We start from the raw sequence: 16,950 nt of genomic DNA, 5'->3' as shown, positions 1-16,950 counted from the left end.
CGCCGGCTTGTGGGGTAAATGTCGGCCATGACTAACGCGTCGCACCGATCGGCCGCATCCGATGGCAAACCCGCTCCGGCGGCGCGGGGCCGCGCCGCCGACGACGCCGACAGCGCCCGCAAGAAGCTCAAGCTCGGCGGGATGGCGGCGGTGCTGGCGGCCATGCCCTTCGCGCTCCTGCTCGCGATCTGGCTGTGGTCCTCCGGCGTGATTCCGCTCTGGCTCCTGATTCCGATCTACGGTCTGGCCGGCGCGGCGATCACAGTCTTCTTCGTCTTTCTCAGACGCTGAGGAAATCGGCGGCGGTTTGACGCCGATTTCGCCAGTTTCGAAATCCGGAGCATTCTGCGGCGGCACTCCATTACCCGGTTCAACCGCAAACGGGCACGAATCGGCGCATCGCTTTCGGAATTCCGCCCTGCCGTTCCACGAATGGTGAGCGGGCTTCCGCGAATGGTATTCGGGAAATGGCCAAATTCCGCCACCGGCCGTCGCGACCCCCATTCCGCCGCTGGTTCTCGATCTGGCCGAGGCTAAGGTCGTGTGCAGCGGCGCCGAATTCGAGCGCCTTTTCGACACCGGCCTGCCCGCAATTCCGCAGCGGCGCGGATCCGCACGCCTGCAGCGGCAACGATACGGTCCAGTCCCGATGAACACGACACGCCTCAAGGGATTGCGCCTCGACTCGTCGGATCGCGACGTCTTCATGCCCGAGATGAAGACCGGCGACGTCCTGCGCGACCTGTCGGAGACCCTGCGCCGCCGCTGGGCGATTATCGCGGGCGCGGTGACGGCGGCGGCCGTGCTCGCCGCGATCTACGCCCTGAGCGCGACGCCGCTCTTCAGCGCGAACGGCGCGCTGCTGATCGACCCGCGCGTCGGCCGCGGCCTCGAGACCGAGAACCAGGTCACGCCGGCGCTCCTGATGTCGGACGCGCTGACGGTGGATAGCGAGCTGCGCGTGCTGACCTCGCGCGAGGTGACGGCGAGCGCGATCCGCGCGCTCGGGCTCGAGCCCGAACCCCATGCGGGGCCGTCACTGGCGCGGCGGGTGGCGGGCCTGTTCGGGCGCGACCCCTCCGCCGATGCGCCAGATGCCGATATGCTGCCCGAAGACCTCCGGCGCGCCCGCGAGATGGAGGCGCTGCGCCGGGATTTCATGCGCAACATGGATGTCTCGCGCGCCGGCGACACCTTCGTGATCGACTTGGCCTATCGCTCGCCCGACCGGCGCTTCGCCGCCGAGGCGGTGAACACTTTGATGCGGGAATATCTGCGCCTCTCGGTCGCCCAGAAGACGGCCAATATCGAGCGCAACCGCGTCTGGCTGGAAGAGCGGATCGCGCAGCTGGGCGGCGAGGTGCAAGCCGCCGAGACCGCGGTGGCCGAGTACCGGCGCGCCAATGATCTGCTCGCTCCCGAGGGTCAGCTCCTGCCGACGGAGGTCGGGCTGAACGCCGCGATCGAGGAGCTCGTGACCTTGCGCAGCCAAGCCCTCGCGCTCTCGATCCAGGTCGCGCAGCTCGACGAGCAGATCGCGGCCGGCGCCATCGACGCGATCCAGATCGCGGAGGAGGAGCGGACCTCTGCGCTCGACGATTTCGAGACGCGCTATGCCGAGCTGCAGCAGGAGGAGCAGGCGCTTCTGGTCAACTGGGCCCCCGATGCGCCCGTCGTGGTGACCGTCCGCCAGCAGCTCGCCCAGACGCGCGCGCTGATCATCGCCGAATACGCCGTGATCCGCGATCGGCTGCGCGCCGCGGCCGACGCGCTGGACCGGCGGGTGGCGTCGCTCGGCCAGGTCACGGACGAGCTGAGCGAGCAATATGGTGAGGATGTCCGCAGCACGGTCGAGCTGCGCCGCCTCGAGCGCGATGCCGAGGCCAAGCGCGAACTCTACGAACGGCTTCTGGAGGAGTACAATTCCGCCGCACAGCTTCTGACCTTCGACGCCACCTCGGCGCGGGTGATCGCCTGGGCCGTGCCGCCCGACGTCAAAGCCGCGCCGCAATCGCGCCAAGTCGTCATCCTGGCCGCCTTCGCGGGCCTCGTCCTCGCGCTGGGCGCGGTCTTCGTGCTGGAGGCCACGGATGGCAGCTTCCGCCGGCAGGACGATGTCGCCGACGCGCTGGGCCTGCCGCATCTGGGGCTGATCCCCAGTTTCCCGTCCGAGCAGGACGGCGAAGACCGCCCGCCCGACGCGGGCGACGAAACGGCGGAGCATCAATCGGGCCTGCCGCCCAATGCGCGCCGCCTGGACTTCGTCTTGCGCCACCCGTCCTCCGTCACCGCTGACGCGCTGCGCATGATCCACATGCAGTTGGCGGCGCGCCACGACACCATCGCCAATGGCCGCGGTGGCGTGGTGGTCGGCGTGACCTCCGCGGTCGAGGGCGAGGGCAAGACCACCACGGCCGCGAATTTCGCCAACCTTCTGGCCGATCGCGGCGAGCGCGCGGTCCTCGTCGACCTGGACCTCGTCACCCGGCGGCTGACCGGCCTCGTCGCGCCGATCCTTCCCGCGCGCAACACGCTGCGCTGGCTCGTCGAGGATCCCGAAGCCAGCGCCGGGGCGCTGCAGGCCATGCCGGAATTTCCGGGCCTCGCGATCGTTGGCAATGCCGATGCCGGACCGTCGCGATCCGCCGCGCCGGGCGATATCGACCGGTTGGACACCGCGCTGGCGGCGCTGCGCGCACGGTTCGATTACGTCATCGTCGACCTGCCGTCGCTTCAGGCCCGGTCGGACACGCCGGCGCTGGCGGCGCTGTGCGACCGTTTGATCTTCACCATTCGCTGGGGCCGGACGCCGCGCGACCAGGTGGCGGCAGCGCTGCGCCGGCGCGGCCTCGACCGGTCGCGGATCCTGGGCGTGCTCTACACCCGGGCGCCGCTGCCGCGTTACCGTTCCTACAACCCGCATGACATCGCCCTGGCCCATGGCTGAGCCCGCGACCCGTCCGATACCGGGCCCCGCCGCCGCGACCCGGCCCAAGCCCGCCCGGATCGAGGTCTTCGGCTTCGATGTGGCCGAGATCAGCCAGATCCGCCGCATCCGCGCGATGATCGCGCTGGGCCACGAGGTGCACAGCTTCACGATGCGCCGCCGCAACATGAATGCAGGCTTCACGCCGGACTGGCCCGATACCCGCCTCTACGAGACGCGGAACGAGGCGCTGGGGCGGCGCGCGGCGGTGGTCGCCGCGGCCATGCTGAAGATGACGGGGCATCGCGAAAGGCTGCGCGCGGCCGACGTGATCGTGGCGCGCAATCTCGACATGCTGGCCATCGCCGCCGCCGCGCGGCGCATGGCGGGGTCGCGGGCGGCGCTCGTCTACGAATGTCTCGATATCCATGCCGCGCTGACCGGGCCGGGGGCCCGCGCCGCCGCGATGCGCGCGGCCGAGCGCGGCCTGCTGGCGGGGGTCGACATGCTGGCGGTCTCCTCCCCGGCCTTCATCCGGCAGTATTTCGAGCCCGTGCAGGGCTGGCGCGGCCCGTGGGCGCTTTGGGAGAACAAGCTCGCGGCCGGGATGGCCCTGCCAAAGCGCCCGGCCGTCCGGCCCGCGCGGGCGGGTCCGTTGCGGCTGGGCTGGGTCGGCACTATCCGCTGCGCGCCCAGCCTCGATCTGCTGGCCGTGCTGGCGGGCCGCATGGGCGGCGAAGTCGAGATCCACATCCACGGGGTCGTCCACCGCCACGCGCTCCCCGGGTTCGACGCCGCCATCGCCGCGCAGAGCAACATCTTCGTGCACGGGCCCTACAGCTATCCCGATGATCTGGCGCGGATCTACGGATCGCTCGACCTCGTCTGGGCACAGGATCTCTGGCGGCGCGGCGCGAATTCCGACTGGCTCCTCCCGAACCGCATCTACGAGGCCAGCTGGGCGGGCTGCCCCAGCCTCGCCCTGGCCGGGACCGAAACGGGGCGCCGCGTGGCGGCCGACGGGCTGGGCTGGGCGATCGACCGGCCCGATCCCGCCCTGCTGGAGGCCCGCCTCCGATCGCTCCCGCGCGAGGCGATCCGCGCCCGGGGGCAGGCCCTGCTCGACCGGGCCGATGGCGATTTCGTCCAAGACCCGTCCGAGATCGGCGCCGCGATCGACCGTGTCCGCGCCTTGACGGTGGCGTCGTGACGGCTTCGGCTCGCGCGATGGCGACCGCGCCGGGATTGCCGCATTTCATCGTGATCGGCGCAATGAAATGCGGGACCACGACGCTCTACCGGCATCTGGCCGACCATCCGCAGATCGACATGTCGCGCGACAAGGAGACGGATTTCTTCGTCGCCGAGAAGAACTGGGACCGCGGCCTCGACTGGTACGCCGCACAGTTCTCGGGGCGCGGGCCCGTGCGCGGCGAGGCGAGCCCCAACTACACCAAACGGCGCGATTTCCCCGGCGTGCCGGCCCGCATCGCGGCCGCCTGCCCGGAGGTCCGGCTGATCTACATCCTGCGCGACCCCGTCGCCCGGGCCGAAAGCCAGCTGCGGCACGGCATCATCATGGGCGACCTCTCGCCCGCCGCGGAGGGCTTCACTGATAGCCACGAATACGCGCATATCCTCGATGCCAGCCGCTACGCCCACCAGCTCGAGCCCTATCTCGCGCAGTTCGGCCGCGCGGCGATCCTGGTGCTCGATTTCGACGATCTGCGCCGCGACCCGCAGACGGTGATGGACCGCGTGCACGCCCATGTGGGCGTCGCGCCCCGACCGATCGGGCGGGCGGGCGCGGCGAATGACAGCCGTGAACTCGCCCGCGTGCCGGCCCCGGCGCTCCGCTTCGCCCGGTCGCCGCTTGGACGGCGGGTGGCGGGGCTCGTCGGGCGCGACACGCGCGACCGCATCCGCGCCGCGCTGGCCCGGGGGCGCGACCGGCGGCCCGAGGCCCTGCCCGAGGCGCTGCGCGCGCGGATGCGCGACGACCTGGCCCCCGATGCCGCGCGGCTGCGGGCGATGACGGGGCTCGACTTTCCCGGGTGGTCGGTGTGACGGGGCGCGGCGGTATGCGGAACTGGGGAGGGCCAGATGCGCAACCTGCCCACGCGTGACCGCCTGATCCAGCGCGCGCGCCTCTATGGCGGCCGCACCGTCCGCAGCCTTCTGCGCGCGCCGCTCGGGCACAAATGCGTCTTCCTGCACATGCCCAAATGCGGCGGGACATCGGTGGCCGAGGGACTCTACGCGACCGTGCCCCTTGAAGACCGGATCGGCGTGCTGAGCTCGCAGGCGATCCGCCGCGGGATCTCCTTCCTGCATCTGGGCCGCGAGGACGCGGCGGCCTTCCACGACGAGGGCGCGCAGGCCGAGGCGATGGCCCGCTTCCGCGAACAGCTCGTCCTGATGCACATGGCGCAGGACGCGGCGCTGATCCACGGGCATTTCCTGCTCACCGATCCGATCCGCGCGATGGCGCGCGCGCGGGGCTACCGCTTCGTGACGATCCTGCGCGACCCGGTCGCGCGCACGATCTCGAACTTCCGGATGGCCCGGCGCAACAGCGTGTTCGCGGGCGATTTCGACGCCTTTCTCGACAGCGCGATGGGCCGGCGCATGGCGCAGCACGGACTGCGTTTCCTCGCCGGTCAGGCGACGATCGCCCCGGGGGCGGAGGCGCAGGCGCTCGCCGCCGCCAAACGCAACCTCGCCGAATTCGAGGTCGTGGGCTTCCTCGATGACCTCGACGGCTTCGCGCAGGCCTTCGCCTCGGGCTTCGGCAACCGCCCCCGTTTCGCGCATTACAACCGCGCCCCCGATGCCGTCTTCCGCCTGAGCCCCGCGCAGCGCGACCGGCTCACGGCGCTCTGCGCGCCCGATATCGCGCTGACCGAATGGGCCCGGACGCGAACCGCCCAGCTCGCGACGGCGGCGCCCATCCCCCAAGCCGGAGGTCAACCGACATGAACCGCCCGACCCGATCCGAGCTGCGGGCCGCGCCCGACACGACCGTCGAGCCGGCCACGATCCTCGTCGCCATCCCGGTGCTGAACGAGGAACGCTTCATCGCCCGCACGCTCGACATGCTGCTCGCCGGCCGCAAGGCGATGCGCGACGTCCAGATCGTGGTCAGCGACGGCGGCAGCACCGACGGCACAAGGCGGATCGTGGCCGATTACACCCGCCGCCATCCCAATATCGCGCTGATCGACAATCCGCGGCGGCGGCAGGCGGCGGGCGTGAACCGGGTCGTCGAAACCTGCGCCGTGCCGGCGCACCGCTACCTCGTGCGCGTCGACGCCCATGCCGACTACCCGCCGGGCTATGTGCTCGACGTGGTGGCCAGCCTGATCCGGCACGAGGCCGATGCGCTTGCCACGGTCATGGATTCCGTCGGCACGACCTGTTTCCAGAGAGGCGCCGCCTGGGCGGTGGACACGCCGCTGGGCTCGGGCGGCTCGGCACATCGCGGCGGAACGCGGTCGGGCTGGGTCGACCATGGCCACCATGCCGGGTTCACGCTGGCGATCTGGCGGCGGGCCGGGGGCTACGATCCCGACTACGCCGCCAACCAGGATGCCGAGCTCGACCACCGGATCCGCCGCTCGGGCGGGCGGATCTGGCTCGATGGCGGCATCCGAATGGGCTACCACATGCGGCCCGGACTGCGGTCGCTGGCGTGGCAATATTGGCTCTACGGTCGCGGCCGGGCCCGCACCACGTTCCGCCACCGCGCGCTTCCGAAGCTGCGGCAGCTGATCCCGGCGCTGGCCGTGCTCGCCAATCTCGCCGCGATCCTGCTCGCGCCGGTCCTGCCCGTGCTGCTGATCATCCCCGCGGTCTATTTGGCCGTGCTCGCGGCAACCACGTTGGTCCTGCTCGCGCGGCATCGCAGCCCCTGTGCCCTCTGGGCCGGGCCGGCGCTTCTGGCGATGCACATGGCCTGGGGCGCGGGCTTCCTGTGGCACGCGCTGACGCGGCAGGGGCGGGCCGCATGAGGATCGACATCTGCCTCTGCACCTACCGCCGCCCGATGGTGGCCGAGACGCTGCGCACGATCGACGCGGTCGACTGCCCGCCCCACGTAACGCTCCGCGTGATCGTCATCGACAACGACGAAACGCCCTCCGCCCGCGACACCGTCATGGCGGCGGCCCGGCGCATGCACCTGCCGGTCCGCTACCTGCACGCGCCCGCGGGCAACATCTCGATCGCGCGCAACGCGGGGCTCGACGCGGCGACGGGCGACTGGGTGGCGTTTCTCGACGATGACGAGATCGTGCCCCATGGCTGGCTGAAGGCGATCCTGGCGCGCCAGCGGGAAACCCGCGCCGATGCCGTCTTCGGGCACAGCCGGGCGCTCTACGACCCCGACGCACCGGACTGGATCATCGATCGCGACTACCATTCGCAGATCCGCGTGCCGCGCGGCGGCCGGGTCCTGACGGGGCATACCTGCAACGCGCTGCTGCGCTGGGGCGCCGCGCCCTGGACGGGACAGCGCTTCGACCTCGCCCGCGGCACCACGGGGGGCGAGGATACCGAATTCTTCTTCCGCCTGGGCCGGATGGGCGCGCGCTACGCCATCGCCCCCGATGCCGATGTGTTCGAGACCGTCGCGCCCGAGCGGCTGAGCTTCCGCTGGCTCTGGCGCCGGCGGCTGCGGATCGGGCACAGCTATGTCAGCTCGGCCGAGGGCGTGGTCGCGCGGCTGCGCCTGCTGGCCGGGGCCTTCGCCAAGGCGGTCTACTGCCACGCCCGGGCGGCGCTGGCCCTCCCGCGCCGGGCCGAGCGGAATTTCTGGGCCCTGCGCGGGGCGCTGCATCTGGGCGTCTGCGCGGAATGTCTGTGGGTCTCCCCCGGCCGGCATTACGGGCGCTAGCCAGTCGTGGTCGCGCTCTCCGATCTGGTCTCGCCCGAGTTCCGGTCCTTGATCGGACGCGCGGCGGTCCTCGTCGGAACGCGCTTCGGCGGCAGCCTCCTGACGCTGGTCTACACCGTCCTCGTCGCGCGCATCGCCACGCCCGAGGATTTCGGCCTCGCCATGCTCGGCCTGTCGGCGGCGCTGGTGGCCTCGATCCCGATCTCGCTCAATATCGAGGGCGGGTCGATCCGCTACCTTGTGGCCTACCGGCAATCGGGGGCCTCGGCGAAGGCGCGGGGGTTTCTGCGCTTCAATCTCTGGGTGCTGCTGGGCCTGAGCGGGCTGCTCGTCCTGGCCGCGGCCGCCGCCTGGGGCGCGGGGCTTCTCGGCGCGGCGACGGCCCGGGACCGGGTCGTCCTCCTCGTCGCGCTCGCTGCGCCCATCCTCGCCGTCACGCGCGTCTACGGACGCCACGCTACGGCGCTCGACGCCGTCCTGCGGGGCTCGGTGCCGCGCATGCTGATCCGCCCGAGCGTATTCTGCCTCGTGCTGGGCGTGATCTGGGCCTCCGACCGGACGATCGCGGCGGATACGGTCATGGCCCTGTTCCTGGTCTCGGCCGTGCTGACGGCGCTCCTGCAGGCCTGGCTGCTGCGCGGCGTCTTCACCTTCGCGCCCGACGGGCGGGCCGACATCTCGGACTGGCGCGCCTGGGTCGGCACCGGGCTAATGATCGCGCCGCTGCTCTTGATGCGCGAGAACCTCAAGAACGTGATCGTCGTCGCCGCGGGCCTCGTGCTGACGACGGCGGAGGTCGGGCATCTCGCGCTGGCGCTCTCGGTCCTGGGCATCGTGATCTTCGCGGTGAAGTCGATCGACATCGTGATCGGCCCGCGTCTGTCGCGGGCGATCCAGGACGGGCGACGGGCGGCCGCCTCGATCTACCTAGCGGGGAGCGGCGCCATCAAGCTCGTCGGCGCCATCCTCGGCCTGTCGCTCGTGCTCCTGCTGGGCGACGCCATCGTCGCCATCTTCGGCCGCGACTACCGACCGGCGGGCGAGGTGATCGCGATCCTGTTCCTGATCCCCGTGGCGAATGCGGTCTTCGGGCCGACCGACATCGTGCTCAACATCACTGGGCACCGCCGCACGATCTTCACCGTCTCGCTCTGGAGCTTCGCGGCCCTCGTCGCCTTCACCGCCCTCGGCGGCGCGATCGGAGCCCTGGAAGGGGCGGCCTGGGGGGCGGGGCTCGCCTATGCGGTGCAGCAATGGGTCCTGTGGCGGCGATGCCTGCGCGAGGCCGCCATCGATCCCTCCCTGCTGGGCATCCGGCGTCTTTTCGGGCGCGGCTGACCGGCGCGCCTCGGCGGATCAGCCGCCGCCATCGCCCGCGCGCCCGACCTCGACGGTCAGGATGTCGCCCGGCAGAACGGGCGTGTCGCGGTCGATCGCCGCAGCGGGTCGGTCCGGGCGCGCCGAGCGGATCGTGAACCGCAGGTCCAGCACCTCGGCGAGAACCGAAAACCCCGCGCTGTCGTCGCCCACCGCCACCAGCTCGTCCACCGCGACCCGGTAGCTGCGCGTGGCGTCCTGAAGCTCGGCCCGGGTCCGCCGCAGCCCGTCCAGCCGCTCCAGCCGCTGGTCCGACAGGAAGGCGTCGCGGTTGCGCTCGGCCAGTGAGCGGGCCCGCCGGGCCGCGATCTTCGCCGTCTCCAGCGCCAGCAACTCCTCGCGGTCGTCGGCCAGCCGCTGCTGCAGCGTCGAGGTCCGCGCGACGGTCGCCAATCCCTGCGACCGCAGGCCCTCGAGGTCGTCGAACTCGGTCTCCAGCCGCTGCAGCGACTGGGTCTTCACCGCGATCCGCGCGTCGAGCAGCCGCGCCTGCTCGGCGTAATCCGCGATCTCGCTCTCCCAGGATGCAAGCTGCGCCGTCTCGCGCGCGCGCTCGACCGACAGGCGCGCGCCTTCAAGCTCGAGCAGGACGCCGATCTCGGCCCGGCGCTCCTCGGGAACCAGCTCGGCGTAATCCGGCGGCAGCCCGAGCGGCAGCGGCGCGCCCGACAGCGCGGCTTCGAGCCGCGTGATCGTGGCCACCGCATCGGTGATCGCGCCCGCCGCCAGCGTCACCCGGCGCCCCGCGCTGGCCAGCAGGACGTCCGGATCGGGTCCGCCGCCGCTGTCGCTGCCGACCCCGCCGGCCAGCGCCAGCGCCGCGCCCACGGTCATGCCCGGCAGGAAGTCATACGCGCCGCTGCGCTCGACGAAGCCCGTCACGACCACGGGCGCGTAGCCCGCCACTTCGACCGACACGAAGGACACGCCGCTGAACCCGTCTTCGGCCATGCCCCGCTCGATGGCCGCCTTCACCTCGTCGAGGCTGCGGCCCGCGGCGGCGATGCTGCCCAGTTCGGCCAGCCGGATATTGCCGTCCAGATCGACGATCGTCGTCTTCGGCTCCTCCAGGAAATCGTAATCGACGATGACCTGATCGCCCATCACCAGGCGATAGGGCTCCGCCGCGAGCGGCGTGGCGATGACCAGCAGGAAGAGCAGGCCGACGGTGATCTTGAGCAAGGCGCGGGCCTCCCAGCGGGCGGGACGTCGCCGAATCTCTCTCACACTCGCCGCGGGGCCTCCAGAAACGATCCGCCGGCCGGCCGGACCGGCGCGGACATGCCGCCGCCCGTCTGCGCCGGGCGCCTAGGCCCGGGCGATCCGGTCCGCGAGGGGCGACATGTCGTAGCCCGCCGCCCGGGTCGCGGCGAGGATCTCCTCGGTCGGGCGCGTGCCGGCCGCGCTGAGTGACCAGAGCGTCGCCGAGCGGGTGCCCGAGCGGCAATAGGCGAGGATCGGGGCGGGCAGCTCGCGCAGCGCGATGCCGAAGGCCGCCACGTCGGCCTCCTCAGGCGGACCGGGCCGGATCGGGACATGCCGCGCCGCGAGGCCCGCGCGCGCGGCGGCGCCCGCGATATCGGCGAAGCCGGGTTGGCCCGGCTCCTCGCCATCGGGCCGGTTGCAGATGATCGAGCGGAAGCCCGCCCGCTTCAGCGCCGCCATGTCACCGGGGGCGATCTGCGGGCTGACCGTCAGCACGTCGTCGATCTTCCTGAGGTCCATCGTCGGTTCCGCCCCGGATCAAAGCCCGTTGACCGGCACCTTCAGCACCGGATTGCCATGCTCGTCGCGCGGCACTTCGCCCGCGCGCATGTTCACCTGCAGCGACGGGATGATCAGCTTGGGCACCGCCAGCGTCGCGTCGCGCTCAGTGCGCATCTTAACGAAATCTTCCCGTGTCGTGCGGCCGCCCACGTGGATGTTGTGAGCCTTCTCCTCGCCCACGGTCGTCTCCCACTGGATGTCGCGGCCGTTGGGCCCGTAATCGTGGCACATGAAGAGGCGCATCGCGTCGGGCAGGGCCAGCACCTTCTGGATGCTGTCGTAGAGCTCGCCCGCATCGCCGCCCGGGAAGTCGGCCCGGGCCGATCCGCCGTCGGGCATGAACAGCGTGTCGCCCACGAAGGCCGCCTCGCCCATCACATGCACCATGCAGGCGGGCGTGTGGCCCGGCGTGTACATGGCGAAGGCGGTCATCTCGCCCACCTTGTAGGTGTCGCCATCCTCGAACAGGGCGTCGAACTGGCTGCCGTCGCGCTGGAACTCGGTGCCCTCGTTGAAGATCTTCCCGAAGGTGTCCTGCACCACCATGATTTTCGAGCCGATGCCGATCTTGCCGCCCAGCTTCTGCTGGATGTAGGGCGCCGCGCTCAGGTGGTCGGCATGGACATGGGTCTCGATGATCCAGTCCAGCGTCAGGCCGCGCCGCTCGATCTCGGCGATCAGCTGGTCGGCATGGTCGTAGGTGATGCGGCCCGCCGCGTAGTCGATGTCCATGACGCTGTCGACGACCGCGCAATGGTCGCTCGCGGGGTCCTTCACGATGTAGCTGATCGTGTTCGTCGCCTCGTCGAAGAAGGCGCTGACGTCGGGCTTGGTGGCCATGTCGATGGGATAGTCGGTCATTGTCTCACCTCTTGAATGTGTCGTCAGGCCGATGCGCGCCCGCGGCGCGCGCCGAGCGACTGGATGAAATGTGCCAGCAGGATGCCGGTCACCAGCGCCGCGGTGAAGGCGAAAACTTCCCACCTTCCGGTGCCGAGCGCCGGCAGGGCGCCGCCGGGGCAGAAGCCCGCGATGCCCCAGCCGATGCCGAATACCGCCGAGCCGCCCACCAGGCGGGCGTCGATCAGCTTGAGCCCGGGCAGATGGAACCGCGTGTCCAGGACCGGACCGGGCCGGCGCAGCACGAAGCGGTAGCCCAGCGCGGCGACGGCGAGCGCGCCGCCCATGACGAAGGCGAGCGACGGGTCCCAACTGCCCGCGACGTCGAAGAAGTTCAGGACCTTGGCCGGGTTCGCCATGCCCGAGATGGCGATCCCGGTGCCGAAGACGAGGCCGATTATGTAGGCGACGATCAGGCGCATGGCTCAGGCCCCCAGCACGTGGCGGACGACGAAGACTGTCGCCGCGGTGGTGATCATGAAGGTCAGGGTCGCCACGATCGAGCGCGGCGAGAGCCGGGCCATGCCGCAGACCCCGTGACCCGAGGTGCAGCCCGAGCCGAAGGTCGCGCCCAGCCCGACGATCACGCCGCCGATCAGCAGCATCGGCAGCGAGACCGGCACCTGGATTTCGGGCATCGACCCGGTGGCCAACCAGACCACGGCCGGTCCGGTGATCATGCCCAGCAGCAGCGCCGCGCGCCAGGCGAACTCGGAGGCGTCCGCGGGCCGCACGATCCCGGTGACGATGCCGGTCGCGCCCATGACGCGCCCCAGCATCAGCATCAGCCCGACGGCCGCCGCCCCGATCAGGGCGCCGCCGCCCAGCGAGGCGAGGGGGGTGAATTCGGTGATCATGAGGTTTTCCATCTCTTGCGATTCGCTTTCGTTGGACAGGTCATGCCACGACCGGGCGGGAACGCTGTGTGATCATGTCACCGAGGCCCGGTCAGGCCTCGCCAGCCGAGCGGGCCAGCCGGCCCAGCCCCTCGCGGCCAGTCAGGTGGACCACGCCGCGCGCGGGCTCGACCCAGCCGCGGCGGTGGAACTCGGCCAGCGTGCGCGAGATGACCTCCCGCGCCGTGCCCAGCTCGGTCGCCAGCGCCTGGTGGGTGGCATGGACCGCGTCGCCGCCATCGGCCAGCTCCAGCAGCCGGGCGGCCAGCCGCACGTCGATGCGCTGGAAGACGATGTCGTCGATCAGCGTGAACAGGTCAGTGATCCGGCGCGAATAGGCGCGGAAGATGAACTGCCGGAAGACCGGGCTGCGGGCCACGAGATCGTCGAACGTGTCGCGCGGGATCGCCACGGCGCGCACCGGCGTCTCGGCGATGCCATGGGCGGCGTAATCCTCGAAGGCCAGCATGAAGGCCGTCGTCAGGACGCAGCTTTCGCCGGCGTGGACGCGGTAGAGAAAGACCTCGCGCCCCGATTTCGACTGCTGCTGCACGCGCACCGTGCCTTCGAGCAGCAAGAGCAGGCTGTCGGCCGACTGGCCGGGGCTGAAGACATCGCTGCCCTCGGGAAAGTCGACGATCCGGCTGCCGCGCGTCAGGTCGGCCCGCAGATCCGCGGGCAGGGCGGCCAATCCGCGGAAGCGTTCGATCCAGTTTTCGGTTTCGACGGCCATGCCGGTCCTCTCCCATGCACGCATTCGCGGATTTCGACGTGTCGCCTGCGACATAGGGGCTGGCACGCGCGCCGAACAGACCTCTGGTCCCCGTGCCGCATCCGTCTAGGTCCGGGCGGGATGAAAAGGGTACACGACACGGGCAGGAGGCCGCGATGACGGCGATCACAATCCTCGATGGCGGCATGAGCCGCGAAATCCAGCGCCATGGCGGCGTTCTGCGCCAGCCCGAGTGGTCCGCCGCCGCGCTGGTCGAGACGCCCGAGGCGGTGCGCGCCGCCCATGCCGCCTTCGTCGCGGCGGGCGCCGAGGTGATCACCGCCAACAGCTATGCCGTCGTGCCCTTCCATCTTGGCGCCGAGCGTTTCGCCGCCGAAGGCGCCGCCCTTGCCCGACGGGCCGGGCACCTTGCGCGCGCGGTCGCGGGGCCGGCGCGCGTGGCGGGCTGCCTGCCGCCGCCCTGCGGCTCCTACCGGCCCGATCTCTTCGACGCGGCCGAGGCGGCGCGCGTCTGGTCGGTCCTGGTCGACGGCCTCGGGCCCTTCGTCGATCTCTGGCTGGCCGAGACGATCTCCTCGCTGGCCGAGGCCCGGGGCGTCGCCGCTTCGGTGGCCGGGACCGGCAAGCCGCTCTGGCTGTCCTTCACGCTGCGCGACGGGCCTTCGGACAGCGCCGAGGACGCGCCCGCACTCCGCTCCGGCGAACCCGCCGCCGACGCCGCCCGGCTTGCCGCGGCGCTGGGCGCGGAGGCCATCCTCTTCAACTGCTCCCAGCCCGAGGCGATGGCCCCGGCGATCCGCGCCGCGCGCGCCGCCGGCCCGCTGCCGGTGGGCGTCTATGCCAACGCCTTCCGGCCCGATGACGGCGCGGCGAACGAAACGCTGCACGATCTGCGCGACGATATCGACCCCGACGCCTATCTCGACTGGGCCGCGCTCTGGGTCGAGGCGGGCGCCACGCTGGTCGGCGGCTGCTGCGGCATCGGCTCCGACCATATCGCGGCGCTGGCCGCGCACTTGCGCCCGCCCTCGCAAGCGGCCACGACTGGCGCATGATCGGACCCCGCGACCATGGCGAGCTTCGCGACGCGCTGCGCGCGCTCTGCGCCGGATTTCCCCCCGAATACCACCGCCGCATCGACCGCGAGGCCGGCTACCCCGAGGAGTTCGTCGCCGCGCTGACCCGCGAGGGCTGGCTCGCCGCGCTTATCCCCGAGGAATTCGGCGGCGCCGGGCTCGGCCTGACCGAGGCCTGCGTCATCATGGAGGAGATCAACCGCTCGGGCGCCAATGCGGGCTTCTGCCACGGGCAGATGTATAACATGGGCACGCTCCTGCGGCACGGCTCGGAGGCGCAGAAGGCCCATTGGCTGCCGCGCATCGCCAGCGGAGAGATCCGGCTGCAGAGCATGGCGGTGACCGAGCCGGGCGCCGGCACCGACACCACGCGCATCCGCACCACCGCGCGCAAGCAGGGCGACCGCTGGATCGTGGACGGCCAGAAGGTCTGGATCAGCCGCGTCCAGCATTCCGAGCTGATGGTCCTGCTCGCCCGCACCACGCCCTTGGCCGAGGTCGAGCGCAAGTCGCTCGGCATGACGCTGTTCCTCGTCGATTTGCGCGACGCGGTGGGCAGCGGCCTGACCGTCAAGCCAATCGAGAACATGGTCAATCACGAGACCAACGAGCTGTTCTTCGACGGGCTGGAGCTGCCCGAGGACTGCGTCATCGGCGAGATCGGGCAGGGGTTCCGCCACGTGCTGGACGGGCTCAATGCCGAACGCGCGCTGATCGCCGCCGAATGCATCGGCGACGGGCGCTGGTTCATCGACCGCGGCACCGCCTATGCGAAGGAACGCGAGGTCTTCGGGCGCCCCATCGGCCAGAACCAGGGCGTGGCCTTCCCGCTGGCCGAGGCGCATGTCGAGATCGAGGCCGCCGACCTGATGACCCGCAAGGCGGCCGCGCTTTTCGACGCGGGCGAGCCCTGCGGGGCCGAGGCCAACATGGCCAAGTACCTTGCCGCCAAGGCCAGCTGGGAAGCGGCCAATGCCTGCCTGCAGACCCATGGCGGCTTCGGCTTCGCCGCTGATTACGACGTCGAGCGCAAGTTCCGCGAGACGCGTCTCTACCAGGTGGCACCGATCTCGACGAACTTGATCCTCAGCCACGTGGCCGAACACGTGCTGGGCCTGCCGCGGTCCTTCTGATGGTGGCGGCCGACCTGCCGCTGGCCGGGCTGACCGTCGTCGCGCTGGAACACGCCGTCGCCGCGCCGTTCTGCACCCGCCAGCTTGCCGATATGGGCGCGCGGGTCATCAAGATCGAGCGCCCCGGGACCGGCGATTTCGCCCGCGGCTACGACACCCGCGCGCGCGGTCTCAGCAGCCATTTCGTCTGGACCAACCGCTCGAAGGAGAGCCTCGCGCTCGACCTGCGCCACGAGGCGGCGGCCGAGGTGCTGGACGCGCTGGTCGACCGCGCCGACGTCATCGTCCAAAACCTCGCCCCCGGTGCGGCGGCGCGGCTGGGCCTCGGCTGGGACGCCGTCCACGCGCGCAATCCGCGCACCATCCTCTGCGACATCTCGGGCTATGGCGCGGGCAATGACCGCAAGGCCTACGACCTCCTGGTGCAGGCCGAGGCGGGGCTCGTCTCGGTCACAGGCACGCCGGAGGTGCCGTCGAAAGCCGGCATCTCGATCTCCGATATCGCGGCGGGGATGTACGCGCTGACCAACATCCTGTCGGCGCTGATCGCGCGAGGCGTGTCGGGGCGGGGCAGGCATCTCGACGTGTCGATGCTGGCGGCGACGGCGGAATGGATGGGCTATCCGATGTATTACGCGATGGACGGCGCGCCCCCGCCCGCGCGGGCGGGGGCGGCGCATGCCACGATCTTTCCCTACGGTCCCTTCGCAGCCACCGATGGCGAGGTAATCTTCGGCTTGCAGAACTCGCGCGAATGGCAGGTCTTCTGCCGCGACGTGCTGGGCGACGCGACCCTGGCGGAGGACGCGCGGTTCGCCACCAACCACGCCCGCGCCGCCAATGCCGAAGCGCTGCGCGCCCTCATCGAGGGGGCCTTCGCCGGTCTGACCTGCGACGCGGTGCGCGCCCGGCTCGACGCCGCCGGCATCGGCAACGCGCGGCTCAACGACATGGCCGCGCTCTGGGATCATCCCGCGCTGGCGGGCCGCTGGCGCGAGGTCGAAAGCCCCGCCGGCCCCTTGCCCGCGCTCCTGCCGCCCGGACAGGCCGAAGCGCGGATGGACCCGATCCCCGCGTTGGGCCAGCACAGTCGCGCCATCCTGGCCGAGCTGGGGCTGAGCGAAGACCGGATCGACGCGCTCGCGGCAGAGGGCGCGATCTGAGACTCAGAAGGCGCGCGGCCGACCGAGGGTGGGGGCGAACGCGCCCGCCCGTGGGGGCGGTCGGACGCGTGCCGGGCCGCTTCGC

17 protein-coding genes are annotated in these 16,950 nt (G+C 71.3%); 11 read left to right on the top strand and 6 right to left on the bottom strand.

Features of this window, described 5'->3' with window-relative positions:
- Positions 1-18: 18 nt before the first annotated feature.
- The 8 genes from P8627_RS01285 (at position 19) to P8627_RS01250 (ending at position 9,158) form a co-directional block, all read left to right on the top strand.
- Positions 19-291: a hypothetical protein gene (locus tag P8627_RS01285; RefSeq protein ID WP_279965676.1), complete on the top strand. Its 273-nt coding sequence runs from the start codon at positions 19-21 to the stop codon at positions 289-291.
- A 358-nt stretch (positions 292-649) separates the two neighbouring features.
- A complete protein-coding gene (locus P8627_RS01280; protein ID WP_279965675.1) occupies positions 650-2,947 on the top strand; it encodes a GumC family protein in 2,298 nt (765 codons plus the stop codon).
- Positions 2,940-4,136 carry a glycosyltransferase family protein gene (locus P8627_RS01275; RefSeq protein ID WP_279965674.1) on the top strand — a complete coding sequence of 399 codons (1,197 nt, stop codon included), beginning with the start codon at positions 2,940-2,942 and terminating at the stop codon, positions 4,134-4,136. The genes P8627_RS01280 and P8627_RS01275 overlap by 8 nt, the downstream gene beginning before the upstream one ends.
- Positions 4,137-4,153: 17 nt before the next feature.
- Complete coding sequence (locus tag P8627_RS01270; RefSeq protein WP_279965673.1) at positions 4,154-4,993, top strand: sulfotransferase family protein; 840 nt, start codon at positions 4,154-4,156, stop codon at positions 4,991-4,993.
- 36 nt (positions 4,994-5,029) lie between these two features.
- The gene (locus P8627_RS01265; protein ID WP_279965672.1) at positions 5,030-5,905 is read left to right on the top strand and encodes a sulfotransferase family 2 domain-containing protein; all 876 of its coding nucleotides are present in this window, start codon (positions 5,030-5,032) and stop codon (positions 5,903-5,905) included.
- Complete coding sequence (locus P8627_RS01260) at positions 5,902-6,936, top strand: glycosyltransferase family 2 protein (RefSeq protein ID WP_279965671.1); 1,035 nt, start codon at positions 5,902-5,904, stop codon at positions 6,934-6,936. Before P8627_RS01265 ends, P8627_RS01260 begins: the two co-directional genes overlap by 4 nt.
- On the top strand, positions 6,933-7,820 hold the full coding sequence (locus P8627_RS01255) for a glycosyltransferase family 2 protein (protein ID WP_279965670.1): 888 nt from the start codon (positions 6,933-6,935) through the stop codon (positions 7,818-7,820). Before P8627_RS01260 ends, P8627_RS01255 begins: the two co-directional genes overlap by 4 nt.
- A 6-nt stretch (positions 7,821-7,826) precedes the next feature.
- Positions 7,827-9,158: a lipopolysaccharide biosynthesis protein gene (locus P8627_RS01250; protein ID WP_279965669.1), complete on the top strand. Its 1,332-nt coding sequence runs from the start codon at positions 7,827-7,829 to the stop codon at positions 9,156-9,158.
- Between the two features lie 18 nt (positions 9,159-9,176).
- Here P8627_RS01250 and P8627_RS01245 read toward each other — a convergent pair whose 3' ends face one another.
- From P8627_RS01245 to P8627_RS01220, 6 genes are all read right to left on the bottom strand, one after another.
- A complete protein-coding gene (locus tag P8627_RS01245; protein ID WP_279965668.1) occupies positions 9,177-10,379 on the bottom strand; it encodes a polysaccharide biosynthesis/export family protein in 1,203 nt (400 codons plus the stop codon).
- A gap of 126 nt (positions 10,380-10,505) precedes the next feature.
- Positions 10,506-10,922: a TIGR01244 family sulfur transferase gene (locus P8627_RS01240; protein WP_279965667.1), complete on the bottom strand. Its 417-nt coding sequence runs from the start codon at positions 10,920-10,922 to the stop codon at positions 10,506-10,508.
- 18 nt (positions 10,923-10,940) lie between these two features.
- A complete protein-coding gene (locus tag P8627_RS01235) occupies positions 10,941-11,825 on the bottom strand; it encodes an MBL fold metallo-hydrolase (RefSeq protein WP_279965666.1) in 885 nt (294 codons plus the stop codon).
- 23 nt (positions 11,826-11,848) lie between these two features.
- Positions 11,849-12,286: a DUF6691 family protein gene (locus P8627_RS01230; protein ID WP_279965665.1), complete on the bottom strand. Its 438-nt coding sequence runs from the start codon at positions 12,284-12,286 to the stop codon at positions 11,849-11,851.
- Positions 12,287-12,289: 3 nt separating this feature from the next.
- On the bottom strand, positions 12,290-12,733 hold the full coding sequence (locus tag P8627_RS01225) for a YeeE/YedE family protein (protein WP_279965664.1): 444 nt from the start codon (positions 12,731-12,733) through the stop codon (positions 12,290-12,292).
- 79 nt (positions 12,734-12,812) lie between these two features.
- Complete coding sequence (locus tag P8627_RS01220; protein ID WP_279965663.1) at positions 12,813-13,493, bottom strand: Crp/Fnr family transcriptional regulator; 681 nt, start codon at positions 13,491-13,493, stop codon at positions 12,813-12,815.
- Positions 13,494-13,648: 155 nt separating this feature from the next.
- Between P8627_RS01220 and P8627_RS01215 the strand changes: the two genes are divergently transcribed.
- The 3 genes from P8627_RS01215 to P8627_RS01205 are packed head-to-tail and all read left to right on the top strand — an operon-like array spanning position 13,649 to position 16,865.
- Positions 13,649-14,548 (top strand): homocysteine S-methyltransferase family protein, encoded by a 900-nt coding sequence (locus P8627_RS01215; RefSeq protein ID WP_279965662.1) that lies wholly within the window; start codon positions 13,649-13,651, stop codon positions 14,546-14,548.
- The gene (locus P8627_RS01210) at positions 14,545-15,702 is read left to right on the top strand and encodes an acyl-CoA dehydrogenase family protein (RefSeq protein ID WP_279965661.1); all 1,158 of its coding nucleotides are present in this window, start codon (positions 14,545-14,547) and stop codon (positions 15,700-15,702) included. Before P8627_RS01215 ends, P8627_RS01210 begins: the two co-directional genes overlap by 4 nt.
- Entirely contained in the window at positions 15,702-16,865 is a 1,164-nt protein-coding gene (locus P8627_RS01205) for a CaiB/BaiF CoA transferase family protein (RefSeq protein ID WP_279965660.1), read from the top strand. Before P8627_RS01210 ends, P8627_RS01205 begins: the two co-directional genes overlap by 1 nt.
- The last annotated feature ends 85 nt before the right edge of the window (positions 16,866-16,950 follow it).

It is taken from the genome of Jannaschia sp. GRR-S6-38 (assembly GCF_029853695.1).
Lineage (GTDB): Bacteria > Pseudomonadota > Alphaproteobacteria > Rhodobacterales > Rhodobacteraceae > Jannaschia > Jannaschia ovalis.
The sequence above is the reverse complement of the archived record's forward strand: the minus strand, read 5'-3'. Positions and strand labels throughout refer to the sequence as shown.